At 71.2% G+C, this 15128-nt stretch carries 17 protein-coding genes; 5 read left to right on the top strand and 12 right to left on the bottom strand.

Going from position 1 to position 15128, the window contains the following annotated elements:
• Positions 1-286: 286 nt before the first annotated feature.
• The 5 genes from HUT06_RS42130 to HUT06_RS42110 all read right to left on the bottom strand — a co-directional run bounded on the left by HUT06_RS42130 (position 287) and on the right by HUT06_RS42110 (position 4954).
• Positions 287-2410, bottom strand: a complete 2124-nt coding sequence (locus HUT06_RS42130; RefSeq protein WP_176200803.1) for an MMPL family transporter — start codon at positions 2408-2410, stop codon at positions 287-289.
• A gap of 116 nt (positions 2411-2526) precedes the next feature.
• Positions 2527-2799: a hypothetical protein gene (locus tag HUT06_RS42125; protein WP_217711662.1), complete on the bottom strand. Its 273-nt coding sequence runs from the start codon at positions 2797-2799 to the stop codon at positions 2527-2529.
• Positions 2796-3116, bottom strand: a complete 321-nt coding sequence (locus tag HUT06_RS42120) for a winged helix-turn-helix domain-containing protein (protein WP_176200802.1) — start codon at positions 3114-3116, stop codon at positions 2796-2798. The genes HUT06_RS42125 and HUT06_RS42120 overlap by 4 nt, the downstream gene beginning before the upstream one ends.
• A gap of 159 nt (positions 3117-3275) precedes the next feature.
• Positions 3276-3842, bottom strand: coding sequence for a hypothetical protein (locus tag HUT06_RS42115; RefSeq protein ID WP_176200801.1), 567 nt, complete (start codon positions 3840-3842; stop codon positions 3276-3278).
• A gap of 383 nt (positions 3843-4225) precedes the next feature.
• A complete protein-coding gene (locus HUT06_RS42110; protein WP_176200800.1) occupies positions 4226-4954 on the bottom strand; it encodes a hypothetical protein in 729 nt (242 codons plus the stop codon).
• 167 nt (positions 4955-5121) lie between these two features.
• Here HUT06_RS42110 and HUT06_RS42105 point away from each other — a divergent pair, with 167 nt between their 5' ends.
• Together HUT06_RS42105 and HUT06_RS42100 are read left to right on the top strand one after the other, a co-directional pair.
• Complete coding sequence (locus tag HUT06_RS42105) at positions 5122-6294, top strand: sensor histidine kinase (RefSeq protein WP_176200799.1); 1173 nt, start codon at positions 5122-5124, stop codon at positions 6292-6294.
• Positions 6291-6959: a response regulator transcription factor gene (locus HUT06_RS42100; protein ID WP_176200798.1), complete on the top strand. Its 669-nt coding sequence runs from the start codon at positions 6291-6293 to the stop codon at positions 6957-6959. The genes HUT06_RS42105 and HUT06_RS42100 overlap by 4 nt, the downstream gene beginning before the upstream one ends.
• A 196-nt stretch (positions 6960-7155) precedes the next feature.
• Here the strand turns inward: HUT06_RS42100 and HUT06_RS42095 are convergent, their stop codons facing one another.
• Both HUT06_RS42095 and HUT06_RS42090 read right to left on the bottom strand, forming a co-directional pair.
• Positions 7156-7803 carry a class F sortase gene (locus HUT06_RS42095; RefSeq protein ID WP_176200797.1) on the bottom strand — a complete coding sequence of 216 codons (648 nt, stop codon included), beginning with the start codon at positions 7801-7803 and terminating at the stop codon, positions 7156-7158.
• Between the two features lie 2 nt (positions 7804-7805).
• Positions 7806-8486 carry a hypothetical protein gene (locus HUT06_RS42090; RefSeq protein ID WP_176200796.1) on the bottom strand — a complete coding sequence of 227 codons (681 nt, stop codon included), beginning with the start codon at positions 8484-8486 and terminating at the stop codon, positions 7806-7808.
• 626 nt (positions 8487-9112) lie between these two features.
• On the opposite strand from HUT06_RS42090, the gene HUT06_RS42085 reads away from it, so the two are divergent.
• Positions 9113-10009, top strand: coding sequence for a carbohydrate-binding protein (locus tag HUT06_RS42085; RefSeq protein WP_176200795.1), 897 nt, complete (start codon positions 9113-9115; stop codon positions 10007-10009).
• 7 nt (positions 10010-10016) lie between these two features.
• Here HUT06_RS42085 and HUT06_RS42080 read toward each other — a convergent pair whose 3' ends face one another.
• Positions 10017-10469, bottom strand: coding sequence for an Lrp/AsnC family transcriptional regulator (locus HUT06_RS42080; RefSeq protein WP_176200794.1), 453 nt, complete (start codon positions 10467-10469; stop codon positions 10017-10019).
• A gap of 108 nt (positions 10470-10577) precedes the next feature.
• Here HUT06_RS42080 and HUT06_RS42075 point away from each other — a divergent pair, with 108 nt between their 5' ends.
• Positions 10578-11189: a LysE family translocator gene (locus tag HUT06_RS42075; RefSeq protein ID WP_176200793.1), complete on the top strand. Its 612-nt coding sequence runs from the start codon at positions 10578-10580 to the stop codon at positions 11187-11189.
• Here the strand turns inward: HUT06_RS42075 and HUT06_RS42070 are convergent.
• Positions 11169-11774, bottom strand: coding sequence for a TetR/AcrR family transcriptional regulator (locus HUT06_RS42070; protein ID WP_217711661.1), 606 nt, complete (start codon positions 11772-11774; stop codon positions 11169-11171). The genes HUT06_RS42075 and HUT06_RS42070 overlap by 21 nt on opposite strands.
• A 123-nt stretch (positions 11775-11897) precedes the next feature.
• On the opposite strand from HUT06_RS42070, the gene HUT06_RS42065 reads away from it, so the two are divergent.
• Positions 11898-12911, top strand: a complete 1014-nt coding sequence (locus HUT06_RS42065) for an NAD(P)-dependent oxidoreductase (protein ID WP_254715679.1) — start codon at positions 11898-11900, stop codon at positions 12909-12911.
• Here the strand turns inward: HUT06_RS42065 and HUT06_RS42060 are convergent.
• From HUT06_RS42060 to HUT06_RS42050, 3 genes are all read right to left on the bottom strand, one after another.
• A complete protein-coding gene (locus HUT06_RS42060) occupies positions 12793-13233 on the bottom strand; it encodes a hypothetical protein (RefSeq protein WP_176200792.1) in 441 nt (146 codons plus the stop codon). The genes HUT06_RS42065 and HUT06_RS42060 overlap by 119 nt on opposite strands.
• Positions 13234-13351: 118 nt before the next feature.
• Positions 13352-14527, bottom strand: coding sequence for a hypothetical protein (locus HUT06_RS42055; RefSeq protein ID WP_176200791.1), 1176 nt, complete (start codon positions 14525-14527; stop codon positions 13352-13354).
• Entirely contained in the window at positions 14524-15048 is a 525-nt protein-coding gene (locus HUT06_RS42050; RefSeq protein WP_176200790.1) for a SigE family RNA polymerase sigma factor, read from the bottom strand. Before HUT06_RS42050 ends, HUT06_RS42055 begins: the two co-directional genes overlap by 4 nt.
• Between the last annotated feature and the right edge of the window lie 80 nt (positions 15049-15128).

Genomic DNA, 15128 nt, shown 5'->3' with positions numbered 1-15128 from the left:
GGACTCCGAAGCCGCGGCACCGGGCCCCCGACCCACGCCGCTGTGGTCCGTGCACCATCGAAAACCGGAGACTGTTGCGGTGGCGTCTGCGTTTATCGATACGCCCGCAATACACCCGGACCTGTACGCATCAGGAGACGCCAGAGCACCAGGCTCCGATCGCCGGCGTGACCCGGCCTTTTCTGTTCCTGCTGACGGCGCCGATCGTCTTCAGTGCCGCGGGCGCCCTGCCGGGCGTCCCGGCCGCGCCGGGCCGGACGGCCGCGGGGCCGTCCGGCGGCTGTCATCAGGCGGGGCGGACGCCGGACTCGTCTCGGTGAAGACCGGCGGCAGGCGCGGACCCGGCGTCTGGCCGGACGCTCGCTCGACGGGCCCCGGGCCAGAGCCGTTCGCCGAGGGCGGCCATCGCGGCCGGGAGGAGAACACCCCTGACCAGGGTGGCGTCGATGAGGATGGCGACCGCGAGACCGACGCCCATCATCTTGTACTCGATGGCGGACAGGACGGCGAAGACGCTGAACGCCGCGATCATGATCGTGGCGGCGCTGGTGACGACGCCGGAGCTGGTGCCGATTCCGGTGACGATCGCCTCGGCGGCGGTGGCGCCGGCCGCGCGGCGCTCGCGGATCCGGCTGAGGATGAAGATGTGGTAGTCCATGCTGAGCCCGAAGAGGATCACGAACATGAACAGCGGTAGCCAGCTGACGATCGCGCCGTAGGAGGCGAAGTCGAGCGCCCAGCCCAGTCGACCGTCCTGGAAACCCCAGGTGAGGACGCCGTAGGCGGCGCCGATCGACAGCAGGTTGAGCAGGATCGAGATCAGCGGAACGGCCACCGAGCGGAACGCGGCCGCCAGCAGCAGGAAGGCCAGGACCAGCACGAACCCGTACACCAGCGGGGCTCGGTCCCCGATCACCTGGGCGAAGTCGTGGGCGACGGCGGTCTTGCCCGCGACCGCGTGGCCGACGCCGTCGAGTTCGAGGGCGTCCACGGTGCGGCGCAGTTCGAGGAGGGAGCGGTTGGCCTGCTCGCCCCGGTCGAAGTGGGCGAGCGGGACTCGGGCGATCATGATGTCGCCCGAGCGGGCGGTGGTGGTCGGATGGAGGCTTTCGACCGCGGTTCGGACGGCGGGGGCGTCCAAGGCTCCGGGCTCCTTCTCCCACAGCACCACCTGGGCGGGCGACGGGCTGCCGGGGAACGCCTCCTGCATGCGCAGGGCCGCGTCGACCACGGGAACGTCACGGGGGAGGCTGTCGGTGACCGCCGCGTCCTGGAGCCGCATCCCGAAGGCGGGGAGCGTCATCACGATCAGGGCGAGCGCGGCGGCCCCGCCCCACAGCAGGGGGCGGCGGACGACGCGGAGCGCCACCGCGGTCCAGACGCGGGACGTGGTGCGGCCACGGGACCTGACGCGGTGGCCGAGCACGGACAGCATCGCGGGCAGCACGGTCACCGACGCGGTCACCGCCAGGCCGACGACGATGAACGTCCCGGCGGTGAGGCCCTTGAAGTTGTCCAGTCCGGTGAACAGCAGGCCGGCCACGCACAGCATCACGGTCAGGCCGGAGACGGCGACCACGTGCCCGGAAGTGCGGGAGGCCGTCCGCAGCGCATCGGCGACCGAGTGGCCCGCGGCGAGTTCCTCGCGTTGCCTGCGCAGGTAGAACAGCGCGTAGTCGATGGAGACGGCGATGCCGATCAGGAGCACGATGGAGGAGCCGGCGCTGTTGAACGGAACCCAGTGCCCGACGATGCCCAGCACACCGAACGTGCCCGCGACGGTGGTCGCCGCCAGCAGCACCGGAATGCCGGCGGTGAGCAGGGAGCCGAACACCACGAGCAGGATGACCAGGGTGAGGGGTACCGAGAAGAACTCGGCCCGTTTCATGTCGTCCTTGATGCCTTCGTCCACCGCCTTGGACAGGCTCAAGTCGCCGGCGTGCGCCAGGCGGACACCCGGGTGGCGCTCCTTGACGTCGTCGATGCCCTGGACGATCGCGCGGTAGTGCTCCGGAACGGACTCCAGCGGGCCGGAGATCTCGATGACGGCCAGGGACGAGCGTCCGTCGGCGGAGACGAGGTCGGTGCGGCCCGGCTCCAGGGGCGAGTGCACGGTTCCGTGACCGCGCAGGGTGCCGACGAGGTCCTGGACGGCCGCACGGCGCGCGGGGGCGTCGCCTTGGACCAGGACGTTCTCGATCGGCGGGATGTACCCGGCCTGGGAGGTCCGGACCTGGTCGGCCCGCCCGGACTCCCCGGGGTCGGTGCTGTTCTCGCCGTCCAGGCCGAGCAGGCCGGAGAACACCACCATGACGACCACCAGCGCGAACCAGCCTGTGATCGCCAGAGCACGGTGCCGGACGGACCAGCCCGCGATCCGCTCGGTGATCGGTTTGCTTTCAGGCAGCATGCACTGCTGTCCTTTCTCTGAAGGGGTGTTCCAGTGAGAGCCCGCCCTCGCGGGCGGGTGGGCGCTTCTTCATCGCCGGGCCGTCGAGTTGCAGCTCGACGGCCCGGCCCCTCCGATCACTCCACGGTCTGCAGGATCTTCTCGAGGGACTCCATGCGCTTCTCCATGGCGGCGAGGTGCTGCCCGTTCTCGGTGAGCCGCCGCTCGATGCCCTCCTGCGTCTTGGCGCCGTCCTCGGCGAGGCGGCGGTACTCGGCCTCGCGGGTCAGGGCGGCGCGGGCGCGCATGGTGGCGCCCACCTGGACGGCCACCACGATGATCAGCGTCGTGATGATGGCGAAGATGCCTATGGCGCCGACCACTTCCGTCATGTCCTGCGCGTCCATCATTCGGCTCCTTTCTTGTCGTCCGGCATGGTCAGCGTCCGCACGGCCGCCGCGATCTCCTGCGGCGTCAGCTCGATCCGGAACGGGTTGACCGTGTAGTACTTCATCGCCTTTCCGTCCTCCGACAGTTCGGCCTGGGCCGTCACCAGGCCGGCCGCCTCCAGCTTGCGCAGATGCACCTGCAGAAGGGGCCGGCTGATGCCGAGCTCGCGGGCGAGGCGGCTCACGTACTCGCGCTCGTCCGACAGTGCCGCCAGGATCCGCAGGCGATGCGGGTTGGCCAGTGTGGCCAGCACCCGCAGCAGCTCGTCCCCGCTCATGCAAAGAAAAGTTAGCAGGTGCCTAGTCCGGTTTGCCAACCTTGGCGGTGTACGCCCGTCCCGGCGATGCGGAAACAGCGACAGTGCTGTGCGGCTGGTCGGCGATGTGTTCGGTGTTCGGTCACGACCGAACACCGAACACTGCGGAGCGCCAGGGGCTTAGCTGGCCGTCCGGTAGACGAACCCCTCGATCGAGGTCACTGTCTCGGCGCGGTTGTGGCGGTGCCGCATGCAGTACCGCGTGGGGTACCAGCCCGAGCGCTCGTACGCTTGCGGCAGCTTGATCGGAACGCAGCGGTCGTCGATGGTGCCGTTGCGCAGCCCGTTGTACTGCGCGAGGTTCACCATCGGCTCGTAGAAGGTGACCTTGCCGTTCCAGATGCCGTAGATGAACGAGGACGTGAACTTCTCCCCATGGAATTCGGGGGCGGTCGTGTCGACGAGATGGTTGCCCATTCCCGGCTCGACCGCGTCCATGTCCTTGTAGTCAGGGTGCCGGTACTTCGCGGGCGGGAGAATTTTGCCCTTGGGATAGTCGTCGCAATTGGTGAGCTGCGGACACGGTCCGGGGCGGATCGCCAGCCGCTCCGCTTCGGGATTCATGTAGAAGTGGACGTCGAAGTGCGGTACGTCCCATATGTGGGCAGGTATGTGCCCCATCGGGTTCCAATTGGCCAGGACGTAGGTGAACGGCGAGTCGACCCTCTTCTTGAACTTCGGGCTCAACTGGAGGGATCTCACTCGAGCCGGCGGCCCCCATGGCGGGATCCGCGCCGAATACGACCGGCAACCCCGCGAGCAACAGAAACCCGGTCGCGGTCCGCGCGACTACCTGCCGACTCCAGAACGACATACCCGCTCCCGGTGATCACCATGGGAAATCTTCAGCCGAAGTTAAGAATGAGAAGGGCTGATCATCCCTGTCAAGGGCACCGACGGAGACAAGTCCCTGCCAACGAAAGACCTTTACCCGAGTCGGCCACAGGCCGGACGGCTTCACCTTGTCGCTGTCGACTACCCCGACCACCGACGAGCCCCTCCTCGAACCCGTCCCTGGGGTGTTCGGTGTTCGGTCATGACCGAACACCGAACACCACGTGCGGCCGGGGTCAGCCCAAGGACGAGACGAAGGCGAGGGTGACCACCGCCAGGGCGCCGAGGCCGAACTGGGTCGCCGAGCGGGGGGTGGGGCGGGGGCCGTTGGTGAGCACCGCGAGTCCGAGGGGGACGAGTGCGATGCACAGGCCCGCCGTGGCGACGATCGACAGTGGTGTGGTGCCCTTCAGGACTCCGAGCGGAAGCAGCGCCATGAGCGCCAGCGCCAGGGAGCGCACTGGGCCCAGGATGCCGGAGCGCCAGGTTCCGATCGCCAGCACGATCCAGCCGAGCATGATCGCGAACGAGGCGTACTGGAAGATGTGGAAGGACTGGTAGGAGTCGCCCACGGCCGTCGTGGCCGACCGTGCTCCTCCGGCGTCGACGAGCCGGAAGGCCATGTGGTCGGCTCCGGCGTGGAACGTGCGGGCGAACAGCCCGAGCAGGGTGAGGCCGCCGCCGAGTCCCGCCAGGGTCGGGTGGACGGTGCCGATGCGAGCGGTCAGGGCGCTGACGGCCGGCCACAGGGCGACGGTTCCGGCCGCGAAGCAGCTGTAGGACGCCGTCATCAGCGCCGGGTGTCCTTCGTAGGCGGCCAACTGGTCGGGGAAGAAGAAGGGGAACCGCGCCCGCAGCACCACTCCGGCCAGCAGCAGGACGGGCCCGAGCAGCAGTGAGGCGCTGGTGAGCCACCGTCCCGGAAACGCGAAGACGGCCTGTGCCGGAGGCTGCGGAGAAGTCATGCCCACAGGCTGCACGGGCGGGCCTCTCCGGCGAATCGGCCCCAGACATGCATTCGCCGTTCAGCCTCGCGTGGACACCGTCCGCCGACAGGTCGGCACTTGTCTCCCCTGGGATGATCCACTCTGGTCCGATGCGGCCGATGACCTCGGCGGATAATCTGCGCCCCGTGGACGAAGCCGACTTCGAGGCCGATCAGGCGCACCTGCTGCGCCGGGGCCGCCTCCGCGCCCTCGACGTGCTCCTGGCGGTCGTGCTGGTCGCGGTGATCGTGGTCGTCGCCGGGAACATGCTCAAGGATCGGCCGGACTTCACGCTGCCCTTCCTGGCGTCCTGCCTGGTAGGGGTCGGGTTGGGGGTGCTGGTCGCGGTGCGGCGGCTGTGGCCCCGGCGTGCGCTGACGGCCGCCGTGGCGCTCTCGTGCGTCGCGACCGTGGCCGGTGTGCTGTGGGATCCGTTCGCGGCGCCCGCGCTCGTGCTGTGCACCGTCGCGTCCGTCGAGCATCCGAGGCGGTCGGCCCGCGCGCTCGGCGGGTGCGTGGCCGCCGTGACCGCCGCCGCAGTGCTCGGTGAGGTCGTCCACTCCCGGTACGGCCTCGCGGTCGCCGCCGGCTGGACGGCGGCGGCCTGGGTGCTGCTCGGCTGCGGCTGGCTGGTCGGCCACCTGCTGCGGCGCCGCAGGTGGAACGCGGCGTGCCTGGCCGAGCAGCGGGGGCACCGGATCCTGGCGGACGAACGGCTCCGGATCGCCCGCGAACTCCACGACGTGGTCACGCACGGCATGGGGATGATCGCCGTCAAGGCGGGGGTCGCCAACCACATCGCCGAGACGCGTCCCGACGAGGCCCGCGAGGCGCTTCAGGTGATCGAGACGACCAGCCGCGACGCCCTGGCCGAGATGCGGCGCCTGCTCGACATGCTCCGCCACGACGTGCCGGGCACCGACCTCACCCAGCCGGGCATCGACGGTCTCCAGGATCTGGCCCAGCAGGTCCGGGCCGCTGGGGTCGAGGTCGAGCTTGCGGTGTCCGCCAAGCACGCTCTTCCCGAGGCGCTCCAGCTCACCGTCTACCGGATCGTCCAGGAAGCGCTCACCAACGTGGTCAAGCACGCGGCCCCCACCCGCTGCCAGGCCGCGGTGGACGTCACGGCACGCCAGGTGAGCATCCAGGTGGCCGACGACGGCACGGGCCGCCCGCCCCTGAAACCGGCGCCCGGCGGGCACGGGCTGGTCGGGATGCGCGAACGTGTCGCCATGTACGGCGGGACCTTCAGCGCCGGGCCCCGCGCCGGGGGCGGCTTCGCGGTCGCCGCCACCCTCCCGCACGGCGGCGACCGGTGACCGCACCGATCCGCGTCCTGGTGGCCGACGACCAAGCCTTGCTGCGCGGTAGCTTCAGCGCGCTCATCGAGGCCACCCCCGACCTCACGGTGGTCGGCGAGGCCGCCACCGGGGCCGAGGCCGTCGACCTGGCCCGCGTCCACCGGCCCGACGTCGTCCTGATGGACGTGCGGATGCCCCACATGGACGGCATCGAGGCCACCCGCCTGATCAACCAGGACGCCGACACCGCGGGCGTCCGGGTGCTCATGCTGACCATGTTCGACCTGGACGCGCACGTCTTCTCGGCCCTGCGCGCCGGCGCCGCCGGCTTCCTCCTCAAGGACACCCCGCCGGCCGACCTCCTGAACGCCGTCCGCGTCGTCGCCGCGGGCGAGGCGCTGCTGGCGCCCACCGTGACCCGCCGCCTCATCGCCGAGTTCGCCCGCCTGCCCCAGCCCGAACGCCCGCTCCCGCGCACCCTCGACGGCGTCACCGACCGGGAACGCGAAGTCCTCATCCTGGTCGCCCGCGGCCTGTCCAACACCGAGATCGCCGGGCACCTGCACCTGAGCCTCGCCACGGTGAAGACCTACATCGGCCGCCTGCTCACCAAACTGGGCGCCCGCGACCGCGCCCAACTAGTGATCATCGCCTACGAGTCCGGCCTCATCACCACCCGCTGACCACCCGGCGTTCCCCAGCTCGAACGCCAGGCGGGCCTCCTCGCGCCCTGCCCGGACCTCGTCATTGTCGCGTCCCGCTCCAGGCACCCACCGCTCGTGCGGGCTGTGCTTCTCCGTCACCATCGAACGCTGTCGGGGGGCGGAGACGGGAACGCCCGCCGGTGCGTCCACCGGCGGGCGTTCCTCGTTCTTCGGGTCAGGAGCTGATCAGCTTGGCGTAGACGATCAGGTTGTCCTTGTAGTGGCCGATCTTCTTGTCGAAGGCGCCGCCGCAGGTGACCAGTCGGAGGGACGCGTGGTCGAGCGCCTCACCGAACACCTTCTCGTGCGGGAAGGCGTCCTTGTCGACGCGCTGGGCCTGCTGGACGGCGAACGTCGCGGTGGACCCGTCCTTGCGGGACACCGAGATCTTGTCGCCGGGCTTCAGGTCCTTCAGCCGGGCGAACACCGCCGGCTTGCCGTTGGCGTCGACGTGGCCGAGGATCACCGACGGGCCGACCTCGCCCGGGGTGACGCCCTCGTCGTACCAGCCCGTGAGGTTCGGCTTGCTCAGCGGCGGCTCCTCGACGCGCCCGTCGGGCCGCAGCCCGATCGAGCCCACCGGGGCCGTCACGCCGATCTTCGGGATGGAGATCTTCGTCGGCAGGGACTGGGTCAGCGGGTGGACGTTCGACGCGGGCGTGGTCGCGCCCGTCGACTGCGTCGCCGCGGGCTCCGGGGTGCCGGGCGACGCGGTGTCGCCGTCCCCGCCGCCGCAGCCGCTGAGCAGCAGTCCGATGAGCAGCGCACCGGTCGCCGCGCCGGCGGCGCGGCGACCGATGGCCGAAGCAGGCAGTTCCGGCAACGTTACGACCGCTCCCCGGCCGTCCGGCGGCGCAGCGCGACGGCGCCGAGGCCGAGGGCCATGACCGCGCCCCACCCGGCGGCCAGCAGGCCGGCCGGCGAGCCCTCGTTCTGCACGTAGGTGCTGCCGTCACCGGTGTCGATGCGGCCGGTCGGGATCTTCGGCGTCTTCGGCTTCATCGCGCCGGGCTTGCCGGGCTTGCCGGGCTTGGTCTCGCCCTTCTCCGGCTGGGTGCTGTACTTGACCGAGCCGTAGTCCGCGCAGACCACCGTGGCGATCGTCGGGTTCGGCAGGTTCTTGCGGAACGTGCCGGTGGCGGTCCAGGTGTTCTCGCCGGTCTTCTTCACGGGCAGCGACTTCTGCGTGTAGCCGTTGCCGGTGATGGTCACCGAGGTCGGGCAGGTCACCGTGAAGGTGGTCTTGTAGCCGGGCGCGACGCGCGTGCTGGACAGCTTCACCTTGTCGTAGCCGAACTTGAAGGTCGGCTTCGGGTTCTCGTTGCCCGGGTTCTCGCCGCCGGGGTTCTCGTTGCCCGGCTCCGCCGCGACCCAGCGCAGCTTCCCGTCCTTGGCGGTCTTGCACACCATGGCCGTGCCCTTGTCGGTCTTGCCGGTGTCGCCGGCCTTGTCGCAGAAGGAGCCCGGGGTGACGGTCTCCGGGGTGGCGAAGGCCGGGGCGGCCATTCCGAGCATCATGGAGCCCGCAGCGATTCCCACCGCAGCCAGCCGACTTGCGCGCATTGGTTTTCTCCTCTGTTGGGGGCTTCTCCGTGTCCCGGGCGAAGCGAGATTCGCGCCATGCAATGGCGGGGGGATGTGCCGCGGGCCGGCGGCTGGCAATGCAGGGCACTCGCAGGACGGTGCCAGGGAGACGAAGGAGAATGTTGAGCCCGTAGCTTAGCGATGTCCGGCCGCTCCACCAGGGGATATGGACGGTCCACCCGCTCGATGGCCGGACATGGACATCCCTACCGGGCGGGTAAACCACCGCTCGCCGCTGCGCGACTTATGGCCCCTTTAGCCGGGTTGATCAGCGGAAATAACGCAGTGTGATGCCATCGATGCGACCGGCGGCGTGTGATTGGGATCACACTTTTGTGTGGTGAAGATCAGGATAGTGAACTTCGCCTCACCGCGGGGCGGGCTGTGCGGCACGTTTTTTCAGGGCGTACCGGACGGTGGTTGAAAAACGACTCGTTGACAGTAGGGGAACGCGGGACGGATTCTTTGTGACGGCGTGATCCACCCAATTCACGCCACGGTCAGCGCGCGCTTGCAGACTGCTCCCCGCCCCGACAAGGAGTTGCGTGATGCAGCGTCGCACCTTGCTCGCCTGCGCCGTCCTCGCCGCCTTCACCGCCGTTCCGGCCGCCGCCGGCGCCGCCGCCTCCACCGTGAAACCGCCCGCAGCGCCGAACCCGGACGCGCCGAAGCGCGGCGTGGTGGCGGGTGCGCGGCCGGTCGTCCCGTCCGCCCGCAATGCCGAGGCCGCCGAGAGGTTCCGCGGTCTGCACCGCGCCCGGCTGCGCCGCGAGCAGATCCATCATTTCTGGGGCGTCGAGCCCGCCGCCGGGACGCACGACGGGTTCATGGCCAGCCAGAGCGTCGACACGAGCTACCGGGTGTCGAACGGCGCCGACTTCACCTACACGCCCACCATCAAGGCCGCCGGGTCGTGCATGGAGATCACGACGGTGTATTCACAGGCCGTCGGGAACGAGATCTGGGCGTGGGACTGGTGCGGCGGCAACGGGCCCCGCAAGGAGGTCGCGATGGACGCCGACTTCCTCCAGACCTACACCCGGCCCGTGAACGGCCACCCGGCCTACAGCGTCCAGCTCGTCCGGACGAACGCGGCCACCAATGCCTGGTCGGCCTATCTCTACAACCAGACGACCGGCAGCTGGAATCTCTTCTACAGCAAGGCCGGCACCGATACGAGCAGTCTCACCTACGGCTGGGACATCTTCGAGATTTACGCGTCCCGTGACCCGCGTACCGGCAACGCCTACTACTGCGCCGACGCGAAGGGCGTCGTCTTCGAGAGCAGTGGCATCCAGCTCCGCCAGAATGGCGTGTGGCGGCTGGCCTCGCCGTCCGACTCGCCCTGGCAGCCGACGGCGACTCCCGATCCGGACGACTACCTGTGCCCGTCCTTGCAATTCGTGCGGGCCGGCGCGAACGACCACTGGATCGTCCGCCAGTAGAGGCCGCTCAGGTGGGCAGCGGCCGTTCGTCCACGACGTGCTTCATGACGAGCGTGGAGTTCAGCCGCTGCACGCCGGGCAGCGCGGACAGCACGTCGTCCTCCAGCTCCTGGTAGGCGGTCAGGTCGGCCGTGACGATCCGCAGCAGGTAGTCGGGATCGCCGAACAGCCGCTGCGCCTGCACGACCTCCGGTACCTGTGCCACTGCGGCCTCGAAGCCGAGCAGCGTTTCCCTGTCCTCCTGCCGCATGGTGACGAACACGAGCGCCTGGAACGTCAACCCGAGGGCGGTGGCGTCGACGACCGCCCGGTAGCCGCGAATGGTTCCGTTGCGTTCCAGTTCCCGCAGCCGCCGGTGGCAGGGCGAGACGCTCAATCCGACCCGTGCGGCCAGATCCGTGATCGTGAGCCTGCCGTCTTCCTGGAGCACGGCAAGGATCTTCCGGTCGATCGCGTCCATGTAGAAGATCCTTCCACTGAAGGGCGGCTTTCGCGAGAAATTCGGGAACACCTTTCGGGCGTTTCTGATTAGCCTTCCCGCATTGACGGCCATTCGGGAGGGGAAATCATGGCGGCCGGTTCCGTACTCGCCTTCTGGACGATCGCCTTACTGCTCATCGCCGTGCCGGGCCCGGACTGGGCGTTCACCATCGGCGCGGGCCTGCGCGGCCGCTCCGTCCTCCCGGCGGTGGGCGGCCTGGTCGCCGGCTACGCCGCCATCACCCTCGTCGTCGCGGCGGGCGTCGGCGCCCTGGTCGCGAGCTCGTCGGCCGCGCTGACCGCCCTGACCCTCGTCGGCGGCGCCTACCTCGTCTGGCATGGCGCGACGACCTTCGCCCGCCCGGCCGTGGCCGGTGCCGACTCCGAGGCCGGCACCGGGCGGCGCGCGTTCCTGCGCGGCATGGGCGTCAGCGGGCTCAACCCCAAGGGGCTGCTCATCTTCCTGGCCCTCCTGCCCCAGTTCACCGATCCCGACGACAGTTGGCCCATCGCCGCGCAGATCGGCGTTCTCGGGCTCACTTTCATGGCCACCTGCTGGGTCTGGTACCTCTGCCTGGGCACCCTCACCCGGACCGTCCTGAAAGGGGCGCCCGGCAAGACCCGCCTGATCAGCCGCCTGTCCGGCGCCGCCATGGTCGGGCTGGGGGCTTACCTCGTCCTAGACCGCGTCCTGGCTTGAGCCGCGTTCGACGCAGGAGTCGAGGAAGGGGCCCAGTTCGCGGGCGACGGTCGTCAGGGGACGGACGCTCTGCTCGGCCCTCGCCATCAGGATCGCGCCCTCCAGCGCGCTGACCATGAGCGTCGCGAGCCCGGCGGCCTTGCGGGACGGCACCCCCATCGCCGTCAGCTCCCGGGCGATGGGGCGGCGCCACTCGGCGAACGCGGCGGCTGTCGCGGTCCGGGCGGACGCGACCGAGTCCGCGCAGTCGACCGTCGCCGCCGCGACCGGGCAGCCGCCCATGGAGCCCTGCGCCCGGAACTCGTCCGTCCACTGGCGCACCATCGCCGCGAACAGCCCGCCGGGGGTGGGCCGGGACATCGACGCCACGAACCGGTCGACGCGCGCGGCGGCGTACCGGCCGGCCCACTCGACGGCCTCGTTGACGAGTTGCTCCTTGCCGCCCGGAAAGTAGTGCTGCAGCGAGCCGCGCGGCGCGCCGGCGCGGGCGGCGACCTCGCGCATCCCGGTGGCGGCGACGCCGTCCCGGCGGATGAGCTGCGCGGCGCTGAAGACCATCCGCTCGCGAGGGCCTCGATCGTCCATTTCGGGCTTCACCTGGACCATAATCATGACCGCTGTCATAATCGGCAAGGTCGGCAGGTCCCCGCGAGCGCTCCGCCGCCACCCCTGAGCGGAGCGCCGCCCAGCCCGGAACCGGAGGCGAAGGTGGACGCGAACATCGGCTTCATCGGACTCGGCGTCATGGGGCGCCCCATGGCGCTCAACCTCGCCCGCGCCGGGGTCCCCCTCGTCGTCTGGAACCGCGGCGCCGCCGCGAGCGAGGCACTGCGGGCGGCGGGCGCGGAGGTGGCGTCCGGCCCCGCCGAGGTGTGTCGGCGCGCGGACGTGGTCCTGCTCATGCTGGCCGACGGGCCCGCGATGGACGCCGTCCTCAGGCGCGGCACCCCCGGCTTCGCCGCCGCCGTCACGGGACGCGTGATCGTCCACATGGGCACCACGTCACCGGGCTACTCCCGCGACTTGGCGGCCGACGTCGCGGCGGCGGGCGGCCGGTACGTCGAGGCGCCGGTGTCCGGGTCGCGCGGGCCCGCCGAGACCGGCGACCTGGTCGCGCTGGTGGCCGGCGAGACCGCCGACGTCGGGGCGGTCAGCCCGCTGCTCACCCCGATGTGCCGGCAGGTGTTCGCCTGCGGGCCGGTGCCCGGGGCGCTGCTGATGAAGCTCGCCGTCAACCTGTACCTGATCACGATGGTCACCGGCCTGGCCGAGGCGTTCCACTTCGCCGACCGGTACGGGCTCGACCGGCGGCTGCTGCGGGACGTCCTCGACGCGGGCCCGATGGCCAGCGCGGTCTCCCGCGCGAAGGCGCGCAAGCTCCTCGACGGCGACTTCACCGTCCAGGCGTCCATCACCAACGTGCTGGACAACAACCGCCTCATCGCGGAGGCCGCCCGGCACGCCGGCATCGCCTCGCCCGTCCTGGACGCCTGCCATGCCCTGTACCGCGAGAGCGAGGAGCAGGGGCACGGGCCGTCCGACATGGCCGCGGTCGTGCACGCGATCGCGTCCCGGACGGCCGGGACGGCCGGGAGCGCGGCGGTCACGGCCAGTCCGGATCGGGGCCGTCCAGCTCCAGGCGAGCGAACGCCGCCGTCTCCAGCAGCCCGGCCAGCCGGAACTCGATCTCCCGCTCCGGGGCCTCGCGGATCAGCGCGCTGAACGCCTCGCCGGCGTCGCGTCCGGTGCGGGCGGCGATCAGCGCTTCGACCCGCCGGTCGGCCGGGACGACCGGAACCGCCTCGACGATCGCGGTATCGGCCAAGGCCGCGGCGTCGGCGAGCGCGGCGGTGTCGGCCAGGTAGGCGTCGCACCAGACGGCGGCGATCACGGCCAGGAGGTCGCGGCGGTGGACGGTGCGGCCGACGAGGCGCAGGCCGGGCCGGTGGTCGCCGTACAGGGCGGCGGTGTGCGCGGCACGGGCGAGGCGGGCCGTGTTCCACGTGCGGACGCGTGCGGCGGCACGGCGGACGAGGTCGGTCATGTCGGTGCCGTTCAGATGAGTGGCCCTCCGCGGGGGCGGTGGTCGCGCCGCCGGGCTCCGGGAACGGGCGGGCCGCCGCCCCGGAGGCGGGACGGCGGCCCGGTGCGGACGCTGCGGCTCAGCGGTGGGTGAAGACCGGGGTCCAGGCGCCGGCCTTGTCGGAGCGCTGGTAGCCGGTGAGCGGGGTGATCTTCCCCTTGAGGTCGACGAGCAGGAGGCGGTTGCGGAACTCGTCCTTGCGGGCGCACTTCTTCACGTCGCAGCCGATGGCGAACAGCCGGCCGTTGTCGGCCCATGCGAGGGCCTGCTGGACGGGGAAGGACGCCACCTTCCGGCCGCCGTCCGCCTTGGTGATGGTGATGGAGGGGCCGGGACGCGGCCCGAACACGGCCCGCAGCGTCCCGTCGGGGGACAGGCCGGCCGCTTCCATGTCATCGGCCTCGTGCGCGGGCGCGGGCCGGCGGCGTCCGTCGAGGTCGTAGAAGACCTTGGTCGGGACGGTCGCGGTCGGCGCCCAGATCAGCTTCCCGTCGCGGCTCCAGCCGAGGTCCTGCCGGTGGTTCGGGTTGTCCTTCGACGCGGGCAGGGGGTGGAACGCGCCGGGCTTCTTCGCGCTGCCGGCGACGTAGTAGCCCGTCCGCGGCGACGTGCCGGGCGACCGGCCCAGCGCGTCGGGGTTCGAGGAGTAGGACGTCAGGAGCAGCCGGCGGCCGTCCGGCGACCAGGCGAGCCCCCCGACGGGGTGGTCGACGGGGATCCAGTGCGTGACCTTCCGCGTCTTCATGTCGAGCACCCCGACCCGGCGCGCGGGCAGCGGGCCTTGCAGGACGGCCGCGCGCTGCATGCCGGGCGCGACGCTCAGGTAGGCCCACGGTGCCTGCTCGTACACACCCGTCGACGGGTTGTAGAGGTGCCAGGTGCGGCGGATCGTGCCCGTCTCGGCGCCCATCGGGGCGTTGTGGGTGTAGTAGGCGGCGACGGCCGTGTGGCCGGCGGCGACGAGACGCTGGGGGAAGGCGCTGCCGAGGTCCGTCCGCAGCGACGTGTCCGAGGACAGGGAGACGGGCTCGAACGCGACCTCCTGCCGGTCCGGCGCGCCGCCCGTGACACCGCCCGCGACGAGCACGGCGGCGGTCGCCCCGGCGAGGAGCGCGCCCGTGCCGCCGAACAGGGCGAACTTGACGGAGCGGCGCCGGGTGCCGCGGCGCAGCGCGCGGTCGGCGAGGCCGTGGGGGACGCGGGCCTCGTCCGCCCAGTCGTCGAGCGTGCTCTTGAGGATCGTGTCCGGCTTCATCGGCGGGCCTCCTCGGGCTCCAGGGCGTTCAGTTCGGGGGCGAGTTCGCGCAGCCTGGCGAGCGAGCGGTGCGTGGTGCTGCGCACCGTGCCGACGCTGCAGCCGAGGACGCGCGCGACCTCCGCCTCGGGCAGGTCCTCGAAGAACCGCAGGACCAGGACCGCGCGCTGCTTGGGCGTGAGGCGGGCCAGGGCCGTCCGCACGGTCAGCTTCAGATCGACCGCCGACGCCGCGTCCGGCCCGGCCGGGCCCGCTCCGTCGGGGAGCGCGCCGATCTGCGTCTCGCGCCGCCGCCGCGTCCGCCGCCAGTTGCTGACCTGCTGGCGGTACATCGTGCGCCGGACGTACGGCTCGGGGTTGTCGACGCTGCCCCAGTGCGCCGCCGTCTTGGCGAGCGCGGTCTGCAGGAGGTCCTCGGCCGCGTGCTGGTCGCCTCCCGCGAGCAGGTACGCCAGCCGCATCAGGGCCACCGACCTCGTCTCGACGAACTCGCGGAATCGCCGCTCCGCTGCGTCGTCCATCGTCACCTCCGGATTGCTGTCCCCCTTCCAGACGCTCCCGGGCGCGCGCCGCTATGCGTCCCGCCGGCCGATTTCTCCGG

This window comes from Actinomadura sp. NAK00032, from assembly GCF_013364275.1.
In the GTDB taxonomy this organism is placed as follows: Bacteria; Actinomycetota; Actinomycetes; order Streptosporangiales; family Streptosporangiaceae; genus Spirillospora.
Note: the sequence above shows the minus strand (reverse complement) of the source record. Positions and strands in the feature narration are given on the sequence as shown.